Source organism: Bacillus sp. FSL L8-0199 (assembly GCF_038005705.1).
Classification (GTDB): Bacteria; Bacillota; Bacilli; order Bacillales; family Bacillaceae_G; genus Bacillus_A; species Bacillus_A cereus.
The window spans coordinates 4173167-4194631 of the sequence record NZ_JBBOTS010000001.1; the positions used below are offsets into that span (position 1 = coordinate 4173167).

Sequence of the window (21465 nt, forward strand, 5' to 3'; positions counted from 1 at the left end):
AAATAAGAGGTGGCTATCGCCACCTCTTATTTTTTATAATTCCACTCATTACTTTCATACTTTTCTTTCGCTAACGTTTGAACTTCATGTAACTGTTCTTCTGTTAATTCATATGGAACAAGTTCTACATCCAATCCTTTTTCAAAGCCAACTTCAAACGCTTTAATTAACTGTTCTATCGTAAATGTACGGTCTGTTAATTCATTAATTGCTACTGCTTTAGAAGAGAACATACTCTTCATACGTTCCTTCACACGTTCATTTGGGAATAAAAATAGATCATATAGTTCATCTAAATCAATTTCTAATGGAATCGATCCATGCTGTAAAATAACACCTTTTTGACGTGTTTGAGCACTACCAGCAATTTTTCGTCCTTCCACTACAATTTCATACCAAGATGGTGCATCAAAACATACGCCTGAACGTGGATTTTTTAAATTTTCACGATCTGCTTCTGTTTTTGGAACTGCATAATATGCTTCTAACCCTAATGCCTTAAAACCATCTAATAAACCTTGCGAAATAACACGATACGCTTCTGTAACTGTTTTCGGCATATTCGGATGATCTTCAGACACAATAACACTATACGTTAACTCTTTGTCATGTAGTACACCCCTGCCGCCTGTTTGACGACGAACGAATCCATATTTCTTTTCGTTAACTACATCCATATTAATATCTTTTTCAACACGTTGAAAATACCCAACTGTTAATGTTGGTACTTCCCATTCATAAAAACGAATTGTTGGTGGCATTTTCTTTTCACTTTGCCAATTTAATAAACATTCATCTAACGCCATATTAAATGCCGGTGAACATTGACCAGAGTTAATATAACACCATTTTTCTTTTCCCATCCTGCACCTCATATAACCAATTATTTTTCACATTCTCTAGTCTACCAAATTCGACAAAATTTGTGAAAGAATACGAAATTTCTTCTTATATGCAAATGAATCTGTTGCATAAATACATAAGGGCATTATAATATTGAAAGTAGGATAAGAAAAAAGGGAGCGATAGAATCGTGTCAACAACTTGGATTATTTTATTAGCCGTAATCGTAGCATTTATCGGCTACACTGTATGGATGTACTTCTATCAGAAAAAATTAATTAAAACTCTTACAGAAGAAGAATTTCGCGCTGGCTACCGTAAAGCACAGCTTATCGATATTCGTGAAGCAGACGAATATAACGCAGGGCATATTTTAGGTGCACGTAACATTCCGTTATCACAAATTCGCCTTCGCCATAAAGAACTTCGTCAAGATCAACCTGTTTACTTATATTGCCAAAGCGGATTCCGTACAGGTCGTGCAGCGCAATACTTAAAAAAACAAGGCTACAAAGATTTCTACCAATTACAAGGTGGATTTAAATCTTGGACAGGCAAAATTAAAAAGAAATAATAACATACAAAAAACTAGCTGAATAAATCAGCTAGTTTTTTCATTTCATCTTATTCGCAATGTATAATAAATTCTGCTTGATTACCTTTTCATCGTTCTCTTCTACATTCCGATACAGCAGTTGATATTCAATTCCTTTCTCTTTCCATATAAGCGTAGCAAATTCGTCACCACGTTCATAATCATCTTTATTTTTAAAATAAGCAGACGTTCCATTATTCAGTTTCATTTGTTCTTGAAATCGCTTCTCTTCCACAAGATCCGGAAAACTATAAGGAAAGTTCGCGACATTTAACTCAATATACTCATTTCTACCTGACTCCTTCTGTTTATATTTAATCGTTAAGACAGTGTTCTTTTTCCCAAGCGTTCTTACTTCCCCCTTCACATCACTTGTAATGTCGTACGGTAAAAACGTTGGAACTTTAAACTTCACCGGAAAATATTTTGGAAGTTCCTTTAGCGGAATAGGATCCGTAACACGATCCATAGCTCCTCCTGTTGTTCCCACAAAGTGTTTTTCTTCTTGCATCGTTTGCTGAAACGAACACGAACTAAGCATGAAACTAGAAAACACGAAACAAATGATTCTTTTTTTCAATTTGTTTCCGCCCTTTCATACCGCTCTCTTAACGAACGAAGCGTTGATATTCTCTTCATATTCGCTTTGTCACCAAACTCCACCTTTGAAAACTTTCCACGTTATTCTCACACAATTTGACAACACTTTTTGCAAACAAAAAAGACCCCTATCATTCTTACGCCCAAGTGAAAAGGTTACGCGAATAAAAAGAAGTCTTATTAATACCATAGTTTGTGAAAAGCTTTTCAGGTCAAGATTTTTTCTTTCTTATTATTTTCCCTTTATAATAAGGGAAAGAGGTGATACATATGGCCAATATAAAACAAATTGCTAAAACTGCTGGTGTATCGATATCAACTGTTTCTCGTGTCCTGAATAATCACCCTTACGTAAAAGAAGAAAAGCGTAAGCGTGTTCTAGATGCTGTTGAAGAATTAAACTACGCAAAAAATATAAATGCTGTCCATTTAATAAGAGGGAAAACATATACAATTGGCGTTATGCTTCCTTTCATTAACCTCCCCTACTTCAGTACGATTATTGAAGGAATCGGAAACGAAGCGTTAGCTGCCGGATATCACATTAATTTATGTCAAACGAATTACGATAGCATTGAAGAAATTCGTGTTCTTGAAATGATGAAAATGAAACAATTTGATGGGATGATTATTTGCTCCCGAACGAGCTCTTGGGAACAAATCGAACCTTTTGCAAAATTTGCCCCTATTATTTCATGTGAAAAAATGAAGCATCCCCTCATTTCATCCATCTACGTAGATCATTATGAAGGTTTCCGTCTCGGTACTGCCTATTTACTAAGTAGAGGCCATGAAAAAATCGGAATTTGTTTAGCAAGAAAAACAAGTGTAAATTCCATGGAGCGAGAAAAAGCGTTCGCCGATACACTTCGTAACGAAGGGAAAACGTTGCATCCTGAATGGATTTTCCACCAATGCTATACAATGCAGGACGGAGCACAAATACTCCATCGTATTTTAAATATGACAAATCGTCCAACTGCTATTTTCACAGCGAACGATCAAGTTGCAGCTGGTTTATTAACAGAGGCTCGAAAACATGGTATTGGAGTACCTGAAGACCTTGCTATCCTTGGATTTGATAATCATGAAATTTCAAAGGCATTAGAAATTTCCACAATTGAACATCCCGGTCTCGCAATGGGCTCACATGCTTTTTCTTTATTTCATAAGCAGATTCAAAGCGAGCAAATTGTCGGCAGTACAAAAGAGCTTTCATTCCATTTAATTGAGCGAGAGACTGTCTAAAAAGAGCGTTACCTATAACGCTCTTTTTCAGCTCTTCACCTATTGACTTTATATTTTCCATCTCATATAATGAACCTAACGAACGGTAGGTAGGGGATAAAAATGACAGCAAACCGCATTAAAGCTGTAGCACTTTCTCATTTCGCACGCTACGGCTACGAAGGAACTTCATTAGCAAATATTGCTCAAGAAGTTGGGATTAAAAAGCCATCGATTTACGCACACTTTAAAGGAAAAGAAGAGCTATATTTTATATGCTTAGAATCCGCTCTTCAAAAAGATTTACAAAGCTTCACTGACGATATCGAAAAATTTTCAAATTCGTCTACTGAAGAATTGCTCTTACAATTACTAAAGGGCTACGCAAAACGATTTGGTGAAAGTGAAGAATCAATGTTTTGGTTACGAACTTCTTATTTTCCGCCTGATGCATTTCGCGAACAAATTATCGAAAAAGCGAATGCGCACATTGAAAACGTCGGAAAACTTTTATTCCCTATATTTAAACAGGCAAACGAGCAAAGTGAACTGCATAACATTGAAGTGAAAGACGCTCTAGAAGCTTTCCTATGCTTACTGGACGGACTTATGGTTGAACTACTATTCGCAGGTTTAAATCGCTTTGAGACTCGTTTAAACGCCTCTTGGCAAGTATTTTGGCGAGGCCTTTCAAACTGACGGATTGCTCCTTTGCAATGCGTCGTTTTTAAGCCCTTTACCTAACGACTGGTAGGAAGGAGAAATGACAAATGGCATGGATTTATGTAATCTTAGCTGGTATTATTGAAATCTTTTGGGTGATTGGATTAAAACACGCGGAAGCACCACTTGAATGGGCTGGTGTTGCTCTATTAATTACAATTAGTTTCGTCTTATTATTTAGAGCTTATAAAGATTTACCTGTCGGCACTGTATACGCAGTCTTTACAGGTATTGGAGCTGGTGGAATCGTTCTTACTGAGATTTTCGTTTTCGGAGAACCTTTCTCTATCGTAAAAGTTTTATTAATCGGTTTAATCTTCTTCGGAGTAATTGGTTTAAAACGAGTAACAGAAGAAAAAGAAGCGAAGGAGGCTGCATAAAATGGCTTGGGTATTTTTAATTCTAGCTGGTATTTGTGAAATTATTGGTGTACTCTTTATGAAAGTAGCCACTGAAAAGAAAGGCTGGGCACCAAAAGTTATCTTGATCGCTAACTTCGGCGTAAGCTTCTTCTTCTTATCTCTTGCGATGAACACATTACCGATGGGAACTGCTTACGCGATTTGGACTGGAATTGGAACTGCCGGAAGCGCACTTCTAGGCATCCTTATTTTCCGAGAATCAGCGGATTGGCGTCGTCTTGCTTTCTTAAGCTGCATTTTATGCGGCGCTGTTGGCTTAAAACTATTAAGCTAACGTGAGGTGAATGTCATGTGGAAAGAACAAGGAAAGAAAATATTAGCATGGATCACACTTTGTATCGTCATTCTATTACAAATAAGTTTTCATATAATAGAATCATTGTTTCATAAAGTATTATCCATTCTCACATTCCTTCCTAACATGACACTTGAAATTATATCGATTGTTTGGTCCATTATCGCCTCCATTGCAATCGTCATTATATGGAGTATCGCCAAACTATGGAATAAGTTATTTAAAAAGGACAGTACTTCTGAAAAAGAGTAACTGTCCTTTTTTATATTCATTCAGACTTTCTGTAGAAGTTAGATGTGATAAGACAAAACAGACCAATTATAACAATACTTATACCAATTCCTTTATGCAAATTAGGAAACGGTGATGGTATGTCTGAATAAAAATTTGATAACAAAAGACCTATTGACAAAAATAATACTCCTATTTCAAATAACAATTTTCGTTTCCCCATTGTTCCCCCTCCAATTTTTTTCATACATTCCTTTCTTTTGGACATACTACCCAAAAAAGGAGTGGATAATATGCAAAATTCTATACATAAGCAAATCCTATTTTTATTTTTCCTATTTCTTATTCTCATCATCGTTTTCAGCTTTATATTACATACTCCGAAAGATGTGCCAAATAGCGTTTCTTTTTATAAACTACTGCTCTCGTATTGTCGTTATTGAAGAAGGTGCCTTTTTTTAAGGCACCTTTTAAAATTCTCTTTTTTTATATATTTTTACTGAAACAAAGATAGATATTATGAACATGCATATTGAACTAACGAATAACATGCTGTTATATAATTGAATTTGTTCCAAGTTGATTTGAAACAAAGTTTCTAAAATAACAATCGGCGCCATGAATATTACTATTGTAATAAGAATAGTTTTTTTATATCCTAACCAAAAAGATATTGGTAGAACAAAGCTTAAATACACTAAAATAAAGCTAATACTAGCAACCATTGTCGTTTCAATAAATTCAAATAAGTTAACCTCGCTCTTCATTCCTATCGTGAAACAACCGACCGTTACACTTATAAAAAGAATAATTATTGCTACTATATATTTCGCATACACAATTTGTTTTCTCAATATTGGTAAACTATTTACTATAACTTCACTCTCATTTTTACTATCTGCTTCAAATGTTTTTACTGTTGCCCCAATTGTAATAATTACTGACATAATGATGAATAAATTTTCCGTATCTGTTAAGGCCATATAAAAGAAAACAGGATACAGTATGTACCAAATTAAAAATTTCCATTGAATGATGAAATCTTTTAAAATTAGTTGCTTGATCATGTATTACACCTCCTAATATGAAAATGTCCCTTCTATAACTCTGCCTCCTGAAACATTTTCATTGAGAGGAACATGGATACGAATATACTCACTAATACTCCGATACTAAGAACACCCATTGCTTGTGTAGCCTCTTGAGAGTGAAGTACTTTTAACATAATTGTTTTATCACCAAAAATATTGCACATAAGACCAATCATACCCATTAAAGGAAAAAGCATAATCAAATTCAAGACAGTAATAACTTTATATCCCCCAATGTAATTAGTCGGTATCGTTACTGCACAATAAATCAAAGTTGCTACTATTGCTGAAAATATTGCATATCCAGGCATAACTATATCTCTGTTCAATAAAATATTCCCTAATATTACGACTATAAAAGTTACACTCAAACCAGCCATAATAAATAATGTGCTTGAAATATATTTAGCTATAATTATCTCTTTTCTCGTTATAGGCAAACTCACTAATACTTTTTCTGCTTTACTTTTCTCGTCATAATAAAAAGAAATATATATAATCGTACTACATGTTATAAATACTCCTATTGCAATCCCCATTGGTTCGACGGAATTCTTAAAAATAGATAAAATAGGGATTAAAAAATAGAAAGGAAACATCTTCTTCTGTAAAAAAAACTCCTTCAAAATCAACTGTTGCATATGAATTCTCCTCTCTATAAATCACGCGTTTCATAAATTTTAATTGTAAGAAGCATAGAAACGATATAGACACTAGCTAGTGTGATTAATCCAACTATAAATATGCCAAAATGTAATGGATTCATAATCCAATTTATAAATGGTGGTGTAGCTTTGTTCAGATCATCACTAATAAACATCCAAAGAAGTACACCAATCCCCATTGCTGCCGCTGATACTATACTTCTCATGCCCTTTGATTTTGTACCATAATAACTAGGAAAAAATGTCGCCACAAATACTAAAGAATAAATCACTCCACTTACCACTACATACCATGGAATTTCAATATAAAAATTAGGATGGTATACACCAATATCATCAATAACAGCAATACCTCTTAAAAGGAATACAATTATCATAGTTGAAACCATGGCACCGACAATAAATATTGCACAGGAAATATATCTAGCAATAATGATATCCTTCCGACTTACTGGTAAACTATTTATAATAATGTCACTTTTATTTCTTTCATCCATAAAGGTTAACGTCATAACGGAGGAGAGGGTTATAAATAGACAACTCATCGGAAATAAAAATTCACCACTTGGCTCTAACATAAAAAACAAAAGAGGCATAACAAAATTCACTAACCACATTACCCGAAAAAAGAACAAATCTTTATATACGAGCTGACGCATAGGCACCTCTCCCTTTCGCAGTGTAAACGATAATGTCATCTAATGTAGGCTTTTCTAGTACAACCTCATTTCCAAACCAATCGATGATTCCTTGTTTATCCTTCGCTAAACCTTCAAAACCAAACTTACTTTTTCGTAATCCAACAAATAGTTCTTTTCCTTCTCGGTCTAATAAATCATTACTGCCTTTTACGATTACGTAGTTCTCCATTAAGTCTTCTTTTTCACCAGTAAATATAATTTCTCCATCATTGATGAACGTAACATAATCTGCAATGCGCTCTAAATCTGTTGTAATGTGCGTTGAGAATAATACGGATACTTCATCTTCCATTACAATTTCTTGCAACATATCAAGTAATTCACTTCGAACAACTGGATCTAACCCTGCTGTCGGTTCGTCCATAATAATAAACTCTGCGTGGTGCGAAAGTGCGATTGCAATCGCAAATTTCATTTTCATTCCTTTTGATAATTCTTTAATTTTTTTATACTTTGGAACTTGTAATCTATGCATATACGATTGATACTGCTCTTCGTCCCACTTTTTATATAACGGTGCAATAATACGCTTCATTTGTTCACACGTTAAATCTTCGTAATAATGATTTTCATCATATACAAAGCCGATATTTTGTTTTATTTCCTTTTCAGCTTTCTTATTGTCCTTGCCAAAAATTTTTATATCTCCGTTATCTTTTTTAATTAAATTCATAATCATTTTGATCGTCGTACTTTTCCCGGCCCCATTCGGTCCGACAAACCCCATAATATATCCGCGTGGTAACGTAAAACTTATATTTTTCACTGCGAAACCTTCATAACTTTTACAAACGTTTTTTAACTCTAACATCTCTCTCATTCCCCCTTATATAAAAACGCAATCATCTGCTGTAATTCTTCAAGTGAAAGCTGCAACGCTTTACTTTCATTCACAATCTCTTCCGCTTTACTTTCCAATAGGCGAAGCCTTTGTTCTTTTAATAGTTCATTATTTTTACGTGAAACATAGGTCCCCTTCCCAGCAACAGTTTCTATATATCCTTCTTTTTCAAGCTCCTCGTATGCACGCTTCGTTGTAATGACACTAATTTGTAATTCCTTCGCTAAGCTACGAATAGACGGTAATTGATCTCCACCCTTTAAACCGCCATTTAAAATAAGCTGGCTTAATTGTTTTCTTATTTGCACATAAATAGGGTCTTGGGAAGAATTCGAAATAATAATATTCATGTTTTCCTCCAGTTTGTGTATATACTGTATATACCTTATATATACAGTATATACACACCATCCTATTTTTGGCAAGAAAAAAAGACCAACATTTTCCTGTTGGTCTTTCGTATATGTATCACTTTTCAAAGCGATCTAACATCTCGTCTCTCATTCCGAAACTTACTACTGCAATTCCTATATACATAAACAGAAGGAATGCCGGATGAACTGTGTTGTACCAGCTGCTGTCAACGATTAAGTAAATCGTTAATGCCACAACAAGAACAAACGCTAAGATAAACATATAAAAGTGTCTTGTACTACCCATGATAAACTCCTCTCTTCTCACTTCACCATTCAACAGTTTATTTTATCGAATAATTCGATATGACTCAAGGTTAACTTTCTGTTATGTAATCAAGTTCCACCTTTACAATGTCCTCACATGCTATTGAAATGATTGTTCCTTGTTTATCAATCGCCGTCACTTCTCTATTATCCATTACACGATTTGCTACTCTTTCTAACACTTTTCCTTGGTCTCGATAGCAAAATTCTTTTACATCTTTAATTGTTTCTCCATTTTCTAAATGGTATACCATTCTATAACATCGATATCCCAAAATTTCACCCCCGTCTTGTTCGTTTTTTCACATATACATAAAAATGAGTAATCTTTGCCTCATCACATCTTCTTAATTTCAATAAAATTCTAACAAAAATAAATACTTTTATCAAACCGACTTTTTCAACAAAACTACCTATAAAACTACACCTTTACACCATTAGGAAACAAAAAACATATTTTTTTAACATTTTCTTCACTATTTCTGCATAAAGTGAAACTTTAATCAGTGGGGATTTTTGTTCATCCCCACTGATTATTAGTTGAACCAATCGGGCATTTACGGACAGTTTATCTCCCACCTGGCTTCTTTGCACCAGCTAAGTTTTGAGTTGGGAGTTTACTGTCCGTTAATGCGGGACAAATTATCCATACAAAAAAAGAACCCGCCTCAGCGAGTTCTTCCTTTGTTATTTTAATCAAACTTGTACAGGAGCTGGCTTCGCATAACGTAAAACTGGTTTACGTGCAGCCATCGTTTCGTCTAAACGTTTAATGACTGTCGTATGCGGTGCTTCTTGTACAACTTCTGGATTTTCTTCTACTTCTTTAGCGATTTGAATCATCTTATCAATGAAACCATCTAATGTTTCTTTTGATTCTGTTTCTGTCGGCTCAATCATAATACATTCTTCCACATTTAATGGGAAGTAAATTGTTGGTGGATGATAACCGAAATCAAGCAGACGTTTTGCAATATCTAATGTACGTACACCAAGTTTCTTTTGACGACGACCTGATAATACAAATTCATGTTTACAATGTCTATCGAATGGAAGATCGTAGAATGGCGCTAATCTTCTCATCATATAGTTCGCATTTAATACCGCATACTCAGTTACTGCACGCAATCCATCTGGCCCCATAGAGCGAATATACGTGTATGCACGAACGTTAATTCCGAAGTTACCATAGAATGGTTTCACACGACCAATTGCTTCTGGACGGTCGTAGTTGAAGTGATAACCATTTTCGGTTTTCTCTAAAATCGGTTTTGGTAAGTACGGAATTAAATCAGCTTTCACACCTACTGGACCAGAACCTGGGCCACCACCGCCGTGAGGACCTGTAAATGTTTTATGAAGGTTTAAATGCACAACGTCAAATCCCATATCTCCTGGGCGTGCTTGGCTTAATACCGCATTTAAGTTTGCACCATCATAGTATAATTTACCGCCTGCATTATGGACGATTTCTGCCATTTCTAAAATATTTTCTTCGAATAGACCTAATGTATTAGGATTTGTTAACATAAGTGCTGCTGTTTCTTCGTTTACAACACGTTTTAAGTCTTCTAAGTCAACAAGGCCATTTTCATTTGATTTTACTGTAATTGTTTCAAAACCAGCTACAGTTGCAGATGCTGGGTTCGTTCCGTGAGCAGAGTCAGGCACAATTACTTTCGTACGGTTAAAGTCACCATTCGCTTCATGGTATGCACGAATTAACATTAAACCTGTCCATTCTCCGTGTGCACCAGCTGCTGGTTGTAAAGTAACAGTATCCATACCTGTAATTTCAATTAAATGCTCTTGTAAGTCGTACATTAATTCCATTGCACCTTGTACTGTCTTTTCATCTTGCAACGGATGAATATTTGCAAATCCTGCGAAACGAGCTACACTCTCATTAATTTTCGGATTATATTTCATCGTACAAGATCCAAGTGGATAGAATCCAGAATCCACACCGTGGTTACGGTTTGAAAGTGCTGTATAGTGGCGCATAATATCAAGTTCAGATACTTCTGGTAGCTCTGCATCTTCTACTCGAATATAATCGCTCTCAAACACATCTTCTAGTTTCACTTCTTCTACATCTAATTTGGGTAAGCTATATCCTATGCGTCCTTCTTTACTCACTTCAAAGATAAGTGCTTGGTCTTGGTTCTTCATTGGATAGCCCCCATTTCGTTTACAAGTGTGTCAATTTCCTCTTTTGTACGAAGCTCAGTTACTGCTACAAGCATATGGTTTTCATGCTCTTTATAATCACGGCCTAGATCGTAACCGCCGATAATATTCTTTTGTAATAATGCATCGTTTACTTCTTTCACTGGACGTTTGCAATCTACAACAAACTCATTGAAGAATGGTCCAGCAAATGTTACTGTGAAGCCTTTCGCTTCAAATTGACGTTTTGCATATTGTGCTTTAGAAATGTTTTGACGTGCCATTTCTTTCACACCTTGTTTGCCAAGTGCCGTCATTGCAACAGAAGCTGCTAATGCATTTAACGCTTGGTTTGAACAAATGTTAGATGTCGCTTTATCACGACGAATATGCTGTTCACGTGCTTGTAACGTTAATACAAATCCACGTTTACCATCTGAATCTACAGTTTGTCCAACAAGACGTCCTGGAATTTTACGCATAAATGCTTTCGTTGTTGCAAAGTAACCACAGTGCGGTCCACCAAACTGCGTTGGAATACCGAATGGTTGTGCATCACCGATTACAATATCAGCACCAAATTTCCCTGGTGGTGTTAATGCGCCTAATGATAATGGATTTGAAGAAACGATAAATAATGATTTTTGTTGATGAACGATTTTTTCAATATCAGCTAATTTTTCAACTTGTCCGAAGAAGTTTGGATATTGAACGATTACACAAGCAACTGTATCATCTACTTCACTTTGTAATACGTCTAAATCTGTTACACCATCTTTATGATTAATTTCAACAACTTCAAGATTTTGACCTTTTGCATACGTTTCAAGCACTGCTCTTGATTCTGGATGAACCGCGCTAGATACAAGAATTTTCTTTTTGCGAGTATGGCCAGCTGCTAACATTGCCGCTTCAGCTAAAGCTGTCCCCCCGTCATACATAGAAGAGTTTGCTACATCCATTCCTGTTAATTCACAAATCATTGTTTGGAATTCAAAGATTGCTTGTAATTCCCCTTGTGAAATTTCCGGTTGGTATGGTGTGTAAGCTGTATAAAATTCTGAGCGAGAAATAACATGATCTACAATTACTGGAGCATAATGATCGTATACGCCTGCTCCTAAGAAAGAAGCGTATTCTTTTAAGTTAGCATTTTTACTAGCCATTTGAGATAGCTCTTTTAAAAGCTCTGGCTCTGATTTTGCTTCTTTAATTTTTAAATCCCCTTTAAAACGAACACTCTCTGGAATATCAGAGAATAATTCATCGATCGTTTGAACGCCGATCGTTTGTAACATTTCTTTTTTGTCTTCTTCTGTCATTGGAAGATAACGATGCAACATGAAATCTACCCCTCTCCCCGTTACTTTGAACGTTTGTAAAATGGTGTTGGAACAACTACTGCTTTGACGCGTTTATTACGAATTTCAATTTCTACTTCTGTATCAACTGCTGCGTATTTTACATCAATTAGTGCTAAACCAATGCTTTTCTTTAACGTTGGAGATTGTGTACCACTCGTTACTTCCCCAATTTTTTCTTCACCAATAAATACAGGGTAATGCGTACGAGGAATTCCACGTTCGATTACTTCGATGCCGACTAATTTACGAGGCGCACCGTTTTCTTTTTGCTCTTTTAACGTTGCTTTTCCAAAGAAGTCTGCTTCTTTATTTGTTTTTACCGCAAAGCCAATTCCAGCCTCAATCGGTGTAATATCTTTTGATAATTCTTGTCCATAAAGTGGTAATGTTGCTTCGAATCGAAGTGTATCACGAGCACCTAAACCACATGCTTTTAAGCCCTCTTCTGCTCCAACTTCAAGAAGTTTCTCCCAAAGTTTTGCAGCATCTTCACTCTTACAGTAAATTTCGAATCCATCTTCACCTGTGTAACCTGTACGAGATACAAGTGCTGGAATTCCATCTACAAGAATATCGTTTTTAAATTTAAAGAACTTAATTTCTTTCAAATCTTCTGACACAACTTTTTGTAAAATGCCTTCTGCTTTTGGTCCTTGAATTGCAAGCTGTGCAACTTCACTAGAAACATTGACTACTGTCGCATCGCCAATTACATGACTTGCTAGCCATTCGTAATCTTTCTCGATATTTGATGCATTGATTACTAATAAATAGTCTTCTTCACCACGTTTGTAGATTAATAAATCATCTACTGTACCACCATTTTCGTAGCACATAGCTGTATATTGTGCGCCCCCTACCTTTAAGGTAGATACGTCATTTGTAACAACACGTTGTAAAAATGCTAAACTATCTACACCTTTTACTTCAACTTCTCCCATATGAGATACATCGAACAAACCTGCAGCTGTACGTACAGCTTCGTGTTCTTCTTTAATGCTTGAAAATTGAACTGGTAATTCCCAACCACCGAAGTCGATTGTTTTTCCACCATACTTCGCGTATACATCAAATAACGGTGTACGTTGTAATGTAATCATGCTCTCTCCCCCTTATGCTTTGACAAATCAATAAAAGTTGCTTCCCTTTTCTAAACATTTTCATTCTGAAAAGATAGGATATACGGAATCTCATTATATTTTTTTATGAAAGCGTAAATAAAAAATCACTTTCTTGGATAAAATACGAAAGATTCCACACATTTCACACCATTATCCTAACATCATTCGCTATATTTCATCAATATTCTAGCATAAAAAATAATTTAGAATTTTTTATGCTAAAACACAATAAATACAGCTTTTGAGATTTAATACTTTATTATTGTCTATCATATAGCCTTTAATAACGATAATTATGCCTTCTTTTAAGGAAAATCATCATACATTAAAAATAATTACTTTAGTTTATAAAAGGTGGGAGAGTTGTAATGAATGTCGATATTTCCGTAGATCGGACATGGCAAAACAATTTTTTAAATAGAATTGACGAAGATGGTCCTTGGACAAATTGGGATTTATATCACTTAGCTTATGAAACAGAAAAATCGTTACTTGTTCCTACTTTTGATGGACTACAAGCACCGAAACATTTATCCCATTTCACACCGCTTCCGCATCAATTAGAAGTCGCTCAAAATGTGATTGAACAAATGAACGGTAAAGCGATTCTAGCAGATGAAGTAGGCCTTGGAAAAACAATCGAAGCTGGACTTATTTTGAAAGAATACATGGTCCGCGGGCTTGTGAAAAAGGTACTTATACTTGTCCCAGCTTCTCTCGTATCACAATGGGCATACGAACTGAATACAAAGTTTTTCATTCCCGCTGTAGCACAAAAGAAAAGCTACTCATGGGAACAAGCTGACGTAATCGTATCATCAATTGATACTGCGAAACGTTCACCACATCGCGATATCGTGTTGAACTTGGAATATGACCTTATTATTATCGATGAAGCACATAAACTGAAAAATAATAAAACAAAAAACTATGAATTTGCACAACGATTAAAAAAGAAGTTTTGCTTATTACTAACCGCTACTCCTGTTCAAAATAAGATTGATGAAATTTTTAACCTTGTTTCTTTATTAAAGCCAGGACATTTAGGCAATCAATCCAACTTTGAAGAATATTACGCTTCCAAAAATCGTTCAGCCGAATCAGATGAAGACTTAAAAGCTCTCATTAATAAAGTAATGGTGCGAAATAGACGACATAATACCGGTATCGATTGGCCGAAGAGACATGTACGTACAATTTTTGTTGAGTTTAATGAACAAGAACAAGCTCTATATAATGATATCGAGAATTGGCGAGGACAAGACGCCTTCACATCTGCTTTCTCATCGTTAACTTTAAAACGGGAAGCGTGTAGTAGTCGTGAGGCTGTTTACTATTCATTGAAAAAGCATGTAGAAAAAAGACAGAAAGAAAACGAACATTATATAAAAGATCCACATATCGATGTGCTAATGGACAAAATTAATCATATTCCTTTCAACTCAAAAGCAAATAAAGCTCTTGAGCTTATAAAAGAAATTGACGATAAAGTCGTTATCTTCACAGAATATCGAGCGTCACAAATGTACTTACAATGGTTTTTACAACAACACGGTATTTCTTCCGTTCCATTCCGCGGCGGGTTTAAACGCGGGAAGAAAGATTGGATGAAGGAGCTTTTCCAAAACCACGCACAAGTATTAATTGCAACTGAAGCTGGTGGTGAAGGGATTAACTTACAGTTTTGTAGCCATATGATCAATTATGATTTGCCATGGAATCCAATGCGTCTTGAGCAAAGAATCGGACGTATTCACCGTCTCGGTCAAAAAAATGATGTTCATATTTATAACTTAGCTACAAAGCATACTGTTGAAGAACATATTCTGAAACTGTTATATGAAAAAATCAACTTATTCGAGCGTGTTATCGGTGAACTCGATGAAATTTTAACGAGAATTAATATGAAAAACATCGACGCGCACATTCAAGAAATTTTCGCGCAATCAAAAAGCGAAGGTGAAATTAGAATTAAGATGGAAAACTTAACATCTATTATCGACTTTGCGAAACGAAATGAAGCTGAGGTGCAAGGCTATGCAGCAACATGAAATTCATAATTACTTATACAATTTCTTTGAGGCGAATAACTGTGAAATTTTAGAACGTTCTCCTCATTTATTAGATGTACAGTTAACAATTGAGATGGATAAACTATTAATGAATCGCCCTTTTTATTGGCACTATCTTGAGAAAACGGGAGGCGTACCGAATCCGATGCGCCTTACTCTTATTACAAATCCAGCAAATGAAGAAAATGATGGTGAGCTTATTCACTACGGTTCACCACGTCTACATCAAATTTTCCAAACGACAAAAGAATTAGGCTCATACATACGTTTATATGAGGATGTAAGACATAATGGGGCAACACATACACCGCTCCACCCTTGGCTCGGTATTAATATAAAAGTTTCCTATCAATGTGATCGAAAAAAAGATATCCTTCACTCGATTGGTATTCATCTCATTTCTGGAACAATGATAGCAAACTTCCATGAAACATTAACAAACATTAAACTTACACCAAAAATACCTGATTTTTGTTTTACGCTCTCGCCCATCATTAAACCGCAAAGTGGTTTACAACGTATAGAAGACGCTTTAAAAAATATAATTGCAGAAGATGACCATACGTGGGCAAAAGAAGCAAGAGTGCGTTGGAATCATGATTTAGACCTTTTAAACCGTTTTTATGAAGAAAGTGACGAACTTCCTGAGAGCTATGAAATTGAAAAACAAGCTCTGCAAGAACAGTATGAACCACGTATTACAGTGCAAATTATTAACGGTGGACTCTTTTATGTTACCGCGAATCATTTTCTATCAAAATAAAGCTCCTTCTGCTTTAGAAGGAGCTTTATTTCGAGTTATTCTCTATCCTCATTACGCTCTTGTTGTTTTTGCTTTGCCATGCGTTTTTGATACGCACGATCCTTCGCGCTCACATGATTTGCATCAGTTGGAAGATTTTCTTTCGAACGTCCAATTCCATTGCTCATCTTTCCCACTCCTTTTTACGTTTTTCAGAATACATGTTTATTTTCAGCTAGAGTTACAATCCTTATACAAAAAAATAAGAGCAGCCATTGGCCACTCTTACTCGCTCACATATTTTTGAAACATATCATGGATGCCTTTATTTACTAGGTTCGAGATCTGCTCGTCAGATTTATTCGGATAACGATCACGCAATCTGATAGATGCCTTCACCATTAAATTTTCTAATACAGAACGGCCACCTTCTCCATAAATAATTTCAGCATATTTAACAAGCCTTCCATCCTCTACTGTTGCTGGATTATGATTGAAGAAAAATTTACTCATTGTCTCCACCTCTCTCTTTTGATAACGTTTACATTTATATAGATTATTTATGTTATTTATTTCACAATATTGTATGCATGTATATTTAATTAGTTTCATTATAAAGCAACATATCGATAGTAAATATGTGATTTTCCGTCCATTTTGTGAACAAATCAAAATGAAAGCGTTTCCTTTATTATATACTAAAAAAACTTACTACGCTAGGGGCAATTTTTTTCAATCTACTAACCCCTCGAAAATTGATATATTTTTTCTTTTTCCATTAAACCTTATACAATTTTCAGAAATTATATTATAAAATATATGTATGACTTAAGGAGGCTTTGTATGAATCAAAATAAAAAAGCTATATTAGATCTTGTCTTTTATCTCGTAATCCCATTCCTCATTTGGAAATTTGCAAAACCTTATATCGATCCTTATTACGCGATGTTACTTTCCTCTGTTCCGGGGATTATTTATACACTGTATACCTTTAAAAAAGAAAAACAGTTTAACGTGACAGGGTTCTTTATTTTAATTACACTCATTTCTAATACAACGGTAGATTTATTATCTGGGTCAGCTGAACGAATGTTGTGGAATGATGCATATTATCACATCGTACTCGGTATTATCGTCATCTGTACAATTTTCATAAAAAAACCACTCATGTTATATTTCGCTGCGGATATTGCCGCACTGCAAGGCCATGACCGCGATAAAAGTCGTGAGCTTTATCGTGATAGTCGTATATATCCAGCACTGCAATATTTAACGTTATTTTTCGGACTGCAATTTATATTAAAAAGCTTTTTAAAAATTTATTTCATCTCTGTTTTTGGTGTAGATGGCTATGGTGAAATGAGAGCGATTATGACCGCTGTCGGCTGGGGCATTTCTATTTGTATCGGAATAGGATTCGTATGGGTGAACAATAAAATACATGCCGTTACGGAAGAACAAGAATCCGTGCAGTAAATAAAAATCCCCTAGTGTAATAAGACACTAGGGGATTTTTGGTTTGCTAAACATATGACTAAAATTTAACTTGATTTTTTTCTTTTACTTTTTACATTTCGGTAAAACAAAGCAGCACTCAGCGGCATAACACCAAACCACTTATTCATAAATGGCTCTTTTTCAGCACGGCGTTGTTCTTTCTTTTGTTTTCGATCTTCTTTTGGAGCATCCATATACGACACAAACTGCTGCGTCACAAAGCGAACATAATCATTAGTAGACATATTATCATCACCTCTACTTGATTAGTATGTCCACTTTTTTATACATTAATCTTTTCCTTTAATTCATTCATAATTTGCTTTACAGACTTATTTGTCGTATCGATATGAATATGAGCCTCTTCATAATAAGCTCGGCGTGATTCAAATTTCTTTACGAATGCATCTATATCTTTCTTTTGAAATAGTGGACGTGTCGTATCTTCCCGAAGCCTTTCTGCAATTACATGCGGATCACAATATAAATACACGACAGTTCCGTTCTCTTTCATCCACTTGCGATTTTCCGCTCGTTCAATAATTCCCCCACCAGTTGTAATGATTACATTACGACTCGGTAGTGAACGTAACATTTCACTTTCATATTCGCGAAAAGCCATTTCACCTTCTTCGGCAAAAATATCACGAATTGCCTTCTCTTGCTTCTCTTCGATTTTTTGATCAGTATCTACAACATCCATTTGAAGTTCTTTACTTAACGCTTTTCCAATTGTTGTTTTCCCTGCTCCCATGTAGCCGGTTATGTATATAGATTTCATTTCTTGTCCTCTCAATCGTCATTTATTAATTGTTATTATAACGAAAGATGCTACTTTGTTTAATAAAAAAACGTTTTGTTCTTATACTATAAAGAACAAAACGTAACACTCGCTTTTACTTATAAGTACCTCTTCTCACCCACTGCGTTGCAATCCATTTCTCGCCTTTCGTTACAGGTGCCCCTCCGTGTAACGTAAGCTCGTTTAGTGATTGATCTTGATAAAAATACTCAAAGTATACTGCCATTCCCTTTCTAGGGTGTACAGAAAGATTTAATTTTGGGAAGTACGTTTCTCCGCCTTCTTCTACATCATTTAAATACATTACAAGCGTACTAATACGATTGTTAGCAGCTGATCTACTATGTTCCGTAAAATAATCATAGTGTGCTTTATATTGTTGATCCACTTCATAATTTAAAATGTGCAATCCTTCTCCGTGCGCCACCGGAACATTCATGATAGATGAAATTCGTTTTTCAATCTTTGAAGTAAGTTCATTGTCTTCCAAAAATGCACCGCTACTTGTTCGAATATCATTTACATCACGTGATGAACCAATTTTAGAACGCTCCATTTTATTTTTAGACATTTCAATCAATTCGTCACATTCTTCATCACTTAGTACATTTGCTAATACGACAATAAGAGGTTCTTCGAATTTTGAAATAATGTGTATTTCTCTATCTTCTGTCATAATCGTATTTCCTTTATGATCAAAAATAGTTTGTTCCTTATTTTCACCTATTTGATTGTTGTTTGTCATTTCCCTATTCTCCCTAAAAATAATGATTGGATAGCATGAATATATCATATTCTTTCTACCTTTCTCTTTTTTGAGAAAATTTAAACTTTTAATCATTATATTTATCCATTTCTTCTAAAAAATCAATTCAATTTACAATAGGGAATCCTGGTTTATCTATATATATATTTTACATATTATCCTTCTATCCAATCGACTATTTTCCCATCCTTTTTTCTATACCGAAAACTCACCGTATAGAAAGCTTCCTGTTTGAGTGTACACTGCAAAGCAACGAGAATTAAATCATTTTCAAAGACATAATTTCCACTCGCTTCTCCCTTTTCATACTGAAAGAAAAATGTATCTTCTTTTTCTTTTTGCTGTAAGTCTTTTTTTATATCTGTAATAGATCGGTTAAGTAATTCATCCAATAAAAATTTTTGTTCTATTCCTATATAAAAATTTTTATCTGTAAACAACATATTTGTTTCGTATATAAAAAAAGAAGTTAATAAAATAAGAAAGATAATCGTTCCAGGCATTGTAAATCCCTTTTGCTTTCTCATACGTTTATTCCTATTTCGCTATATCGCATAACTACACCTTCATATATTTTCCCACTAGTATCTTTCACATTTATAATGAGTACATGAGGTGTTAGTTTGTAAGAAACCGTTCCAATATTTTGTAAAACAACTTCCCTCCCGCGCCTATTTACCTTTCTTATAAGACGACTATTCTCTTTTTCATACGATACTTCACTCCCATTACGCGATCGGAATTGTAAAATACTTTCTCCATTTTCAAATGCTAGCTGTTCTCCAGATGATACTTCACGAAACTCCAATTGCATTTGCCCTAAATACACATCCCACTCCCAATCATTTAACCCTTTCGACTGTTTATTTTCCATTTCAATGAAATGTAGGCGGGGAAAGAGCAAAAAAAATATTGATAATAGAAACAGACATACAATCATTTCTATTAATGAAAAACCAAATTCTAATTTATTTTTTCTCCTACATAAAAGCATTGTTCCATCATTCTGTCTTTCACATCTTTCCACATGGTACAAACTTCATTGCCTCCCCAATATGTGTAATACACAATTCCATTTATATTCTTTTCTATTATTCGCTTTTCTTCATTTCCATACATATATATAGCTGCTTCTTTTTTTAATAATCCAGTTGCCTTATAACGAATTTGTATATTTTTTCTTTCTTGCATAACTAATACTGTTTGCGGTAGTAGTAACGATACAGCCATCATTAAAACACTTAACGATACAATCATTTCAGCCATTATGGATCCTTTTTGACATTTCACGATACGTAAATCTCCCTCTTCCAAGCTGAAATACAATTTCATATTTATAATTTCTATACGAAATTATAATCGTACCACCTCTATTAATATTTCCACTTGGATTATATGTCATCGGATTTGGAAACGTATGCAAATCAATTTGTATATCTTCTTCATACTCTCGCTTAACGATATAATACTTTGTACCTGACTCTTTTATAGCATACATATTTCTATCTTTATGCCAACGTAATGTGTAGTGCTTTTGACGGTTTATCGCTAATTGCTGCATATACAAAATATCATTTGAAAACTGTCTCAAAAATTGTTCAACTTTTTGTCGCTCGTATAAGGAATGAACACTAAAATACGTAACTATACTTAATACAGAAATAACAAATAAAACGAGTAACATTTCTAAAAAAGTAAACCCTTGTTGTTTCACAATGCCCTAATTGATACTGTGCCATCATCTGATATATGAATAGATTCGCCATTCGGACACTTATCAGTTGTAATATACTTTTCATCTGCCAGTTCTTTTAACGATGGAATTTTATTATGTTGTAATTGATATACTTGTATTTGCGCTTCTATAGATTTCATGTAAGCTGCACACCCTTTTCCTTGGACCGATGAACGCTGTGTAACTACATTTGGAATAATTAATAGTAATAATATAGTTATGACAACCATTACTAATAGCATCTCTAACAGAGTAAATCCTTCCTCATTCTGCATACAAATGC

32 protein-coding genes and 1 pseudogene are annotated in these 21465 nt (G+C 34.8%); 10 read left to right on the top strand and 23 right to left on the bottom strand.

Features of this window, described 5'->3' with window-relative positions; genetic code table 11:
- Positions 1-26: 26 nt before the first annotated feature.
- On the bottom strand, positions 27-863 hold the full coding sequence (locus tag NST86_RS21380; protein WP_000514081.1) for a lipoate--protein ligase family protein: 837 nt from the start codon (positions 861-863) through the stop codon (positions 27-29).
- Positions 864-1033: 170 nt separating this feature from the next.
- Between NST86_RS21380 and NST86_RS21385 the strand changes: the two genes are divergently transcribed.
- Entirely contained in the window at positions 1034-1417 is a 384-nt protein-coding gene (locus NST86_RS21385; RefSeq protein WP_000108653.1) for a rhodanese-like domain-containing protein, read from the top strand.
- Positions 1418-1457: 40 nt separating this feature from the next.
- On the opposite strand, the gene NST86_RS21390 is transcribed toward NST86_RS21385, so the two are convergent.
- Positions 1458-1994 (bottom strand): hypothetical protein, encoded by a 537-nt coding sequence (locus tag NST86_RS21390; protein WP_025966335.1) that lies wholly within the window; start codon positions 1992-1994, stop codon positions 1458-1460.
- A 314-nt stretch (positions 1995-2308) separates the two neighbouring features.
- Here NST86_RS21390 and NST86_RS21395 point away from each other — a divergent pair, with 314 nt between their 5' ends.
- The 5 genes from NST86_RS21395 (at position 2309) to NST86_RS21415 (ending at position 4957) form a co-directional block, all read left to right on the top strand.
- Positions 2309-3286 (top strand): LacI family DNA-binding transcriptional regulator, encoded by a 978-nt coding sequence (locus NST86_RS21395; protein ID WP_227593080.1) that lies wholly within the window; start codon positions 2309-2311, stop codon positions 3284-3286.
- 96 nt (positions 3287-3382) lie between these two features.
- Positions 3383-3964: a TetR/AcrR family transcriptional regulator gene (locus tag NST86_RS21400; RefSeq protein ID WP_002181118.1), complete on the top strand. Its 582-nt coding sequence runs from the start codon at positions 3383-3385 to the stop codon at positions 3962-3964.
- A gap of 71 nt (positions 3965-4035) precedes the next feature.
- On the top strand, positions 4036-4368 hold the full coding sequence (locus NST86_RS21405) for a DMT family transporter (protein WP_000312349.1): 333 nt from the start codon (positions 4036-4038) through the stop codon (positions 4366-4368).
- 1 nt (position 4369) lies between these two features.
- A complete protein-coding gene (locus NST86_RS21410) occupies positions 4370-4684 on the top strand; it encodes a DMT family transporter (protein WP_000312623.1) in 315 nt (104 codons plus the stop codon).
- Positions 4685-4699: 15 nt separating this feature from the next.
- Positions 4700-4957, top strand: a complete 258-nt coding sequence (locus NST86_RS21415) for a DUF3975 family protein (RefSeq protein WP_000265427.1) — start codon at positions 4700-4702, stop codon at positions 4955-4957.
- 16 nt (positions 4958-4973) lie between these two features.
- Here the strand turns inward: NST86_RS21415 and NST86_RS21420 are convergent, their stop codons facing one another.
- The 11 genes from NST86_RS21420 to gcvT form a co-directional block, all read right to left on the bottom strand.
- Complete coding sequence (locus tag NST86_RS21420; RefSeq protein WP_000518066.1) at positions 4974-5159, bottom strand: hypothetical protein; 186 nt, start codon at positions 5157-5159, stop codon at positions 4974-4976.
- Positions 5160-5406: 247 nt separating this feature from the next.
- A complete protein-coding gene (locus tag NST86_RS21425) occupies positions 5407-6003 on the bottom strand; it encodes an ABC-2 transporter permease (RefSeq protein WP_000595338.1) in 597 nt (198 codons plus the stop codon).
- Between the two features lie 32 nt (positions 6004-6035).
- Positions 6036-6668 carry an ABC-2 transporter permease gene (locus NST86_RS21430; protein ID WP_001186566.1) on the bottom strand — a complete coding sequence of 211 codons (633 nt, stop codon included), beginning with the start codon at positions 6666-6668 and terminating at the stop codon, positions 6036-6038.
- 14 nt (positions 6669-6682) lie between these two features.
- Positions 6683-7351, bottom strand: coding sequence for an ABC-2 transporter permease (locus tag NST86_RS21435; protein ID WP_001249565.1), 669 nt, complete (start codon positions 7349-7351; stop codon positions 6683-6685).
- The gene (locus tag NST86_RS21440) at positions 7332-8204 is read right to left on the bottom strand and encodes an ABC transporter ATP-binding protein (RefSeq protein ID WP_000891308.1); all 873 of its coding nucleotides are present in this window, start codon (positions 8202-8204) and stop codon (positions 7332-7334) included. Before NST86_RS21440 ends, NST86_RS21435 begins: the two co-directional genes overlap by 20 nt.
- A gap of 5 nt (positions 8205-8209) precedes the next feature.
- Positions 8210-8584, bottom strand: coding sequence for a GntR family transcriptional regulator (locus NST86_RS21445; protein ID WP_001021353.1), 375 nt, complete (start codon positions 8582-8584; stop codon positions 8210-8212).
- Between the two features lie 118 nt (positions 8585-8702).
- The gene (locus tag NST86_RS21450) at positions 8703-8894 is read right to left on the bottom strand and encodes a hypothetical protein (protein ID WP_000535933.1); all 192 of its coding nucleotides are present in this window, start codon (positions 8892-8894) and stop codon (positions 8703-8705) included.
- 70 nt (positions 8895-8964) lie between these two features.
- A complete protein-coding gene (locus NST86_RS21455) occupies positions 8965-9168 on the bottom strand; it encodes a DUF3929 family protein (protein WP_000262496.1) in 204 nt (67 codons plus the stop codon).
- A gap of 442 nt (positions 9169-9610) precedes the next feature.
- A complete protein-coding gene (gene gcvPB / locus NST86_RS21460; protein WP_000795702.1) occupies positions 9611-11086 on the bottom strand; it encodes an aminomethyl-transferring glycine dehydrogenase subunit 2 in 1476 nt (491 codons plus the stop codon).
- Positions 11083-12426, bottom strand: coding sequence for an aminomethyl-transferring glycine dehydrogenase subunit 1 (gcvPA, locus tag NST86_RS21465; protein WP_000903240.1), 1344 nt, complete (start codon positions 12424-12426; stop codon positions 11083-11085). Before gcvPA ends, gcvPB begins: the two co-directional genes overlap by 4 nt.
- 20 nt (positions 12427-12446) lie before the next feature.
- Positions 12447-13547, bottom strand: coding sequence for a glycine cleavage system aminomethyltransferase GcvT (gcvT, locus tag NST86_RS21470; protein WP_000631769.1), 1101 nt, complete (start codon positions 13545-13547; stop codon positions 12447-12449).
- Between the two features lie 389 nt (positions 13548-13936).
- Here gcvT and NST86_RS21475 point away from each other — a divergent pair, with 389 nt between their 5' ends.
- On the top strand, positions 13937-15619 hold the full coding sequence (locus NST86_RS21475) for a DEAD/DEAH box helicase (protein WP_001100037.1): 1683 nt from the start codon (positions 13937-13939) through the stop codon (positions 15617-15619).
- Complete coding sequence (locus NST86_RS21480) at positions 15606-16403, top strand: YqhG family protein (protein WP_086424078.1); 798 nt, start codon at positions 15606-15608, stop codon at positions 16401-16403. The genes NST86_RS21475 and NST86_RS21480 overlap by 14 nt, the downstream gene beginning before the upstream one ends.
- Before the next feature lie 35 nt (positions 16404-16438).
- Here the strand turns inward: NST86_RS21480 and NST86_RS21485 are convergent, their stop codons facing one another.
- Entirely contained in the window at positions 16439-16570 is a 132-nt protein-coding gene (locus NST86_RS21485; RefSeq protein WP_000064668.1) for a hypothetical protein, read from the bottom strand.
- Positions 16571-16667: 97 nt separating this feature from the next.
- Positions 16668-16895, bottom strand: a complete 228-nt coding sequence (locus NST86_RS21490) for a hypothetical protein (protein ID WP_000032702.1) — start codon at positions 16893-16895, stop codon at positions 16668-16670.
- Positions 16896-16968: 73 nt separating this feature from the next.
- On the opposite strand from NST86_RS21490, the pseudogene NST86_RS21495 reads away from it, so the two are divergent.
- Positions 16969-17084: pseudogene (locus NST86_RS21495) on the top strand (GTP pyrophosphokinase).
- A 141-nt stretch (positions 17085-17225) separates the two neighbouring features.
- Positions 17226-17858: a VC0807 family protein gene (locus NST86_RS21500; RefSeq protein ID WP_001073111.1), complete on the top strand. Its 633-nt coding sequence runs from the start codon at positions 17226-17228 to the stop codon at positions 17856-17858.
- A gap of 65 nt (positions 17859-17923) precedes the next feature.
- On the opposite strand, the gene NST86_RS21505 is transcribed toward NST86_RS21500, so the two are convergent.
- The 8 genes from NST86_RS21505 to comGC all read right to left on the bottom strand — a co-directional run bounded on the left by NST86_RS21505 (position 17924) and on the right by comGC (position 21457).
- Positions 17924-18124 (bottom strand): YqzE family protein, encoded by a 201-nt coding sequence (locus tag NST86_RS21505; RefSeq protein ID WP_000106083.1) that lies wholly within the window; start codon positions 18122-18124, stop codon positions 17924-17926.
- Positions 18125-18162: 38 nt separating this feature from the next.
- On the bottom strand, positions 18163-18660 hold the full coding sequence (gene aroK / locus NST86_RS21510; RefSeq protein ID WP_086424079.1) for a shikimate kinase AroK: 498 nt from the start codon (positions 18658-18660) through the stop codon (positions 18163-18165).
- Positions 18661-18775: 115 nt separating this feature from the next.
- Positions 18776-19426, bottom strand: coding sequence for a 2OG-Fe(II) oxygenase (locus NST86_RS21515; RefSeq protein ID WP_140159105.1), 651 nt, complete (start codon positions 19424-19426; stop codon positions 18776-18778).
- A gap of 176 nt (positions 19427-19602) precedes the next feature.
- Positions 19603-19974: a competence type IV pilus minor pilin ComGG gene (gene comGG, locus NST86_RS21520; protein ID WP_016118625.1), complete on the bottom strand. Its 372-nt coding sequence runs from the start codon at positions 19972-19974 to the stop codon at positions 19603-19605.
- Positions 19971-20441: a competence type IV pilus minor pilin ComGF gene (comGF, locus tag NST86_RS21525; RefSeq protein WP_000923099.1), complete on the bottom strand. Its 471-nt coding sequence runs from the start codon at positions 20439-20441 to the stop codon at positions 19971-19973. Before comGF ends, comGG begins: the two co-directional genes overlap by 4 nt.
- Positions 20411-20713 (bottom strand): hypothetical protein, encoded by a 303-nt coding sequence (locus NST86_RS21530; RefSeq protein ID WP_000829473.1) that lies wholly within the window; start codon positions 20711-20713, stop codon positions 20411-20413. The genes comGF and NST86_RS21530 overlap by 31 nt, the downstream gene beginning before the upstream one ends.
- Positions 20706-21161 carry a competence type IV pilus minor pilin ComGD gene (gene comGD / locus NST86_RS21535; RefSeq protein ID WP_000813143.1) on the bottom strand — a complete coding sequence of 152 codons (456 nt, stop codon included), beginning with the start codon at positions 21159-21161 and terminating at the stop codon, positions 20706-20708. The genes NST86_RS21530 and comGD overlap by 8 nt, the downstream gene beginning before the upstream one ends.
- On the bottom strand, positions 21158-21457 hold the full coding sequence (gene comGC / locus NST86_RS21540) for a competence type IV pilus major pilin ComGC (protein WP_001178683.1): 300 nt from the start codon (positions 21455-21457) through the stop codon (positions 21158-21160). The genes comGD and comGC overlap by 4 nt, the downstream gene beginning before the upstream one ends.
- Between the last annotated feature and the right edge of the window lie 8 nt (positions 21458-21465).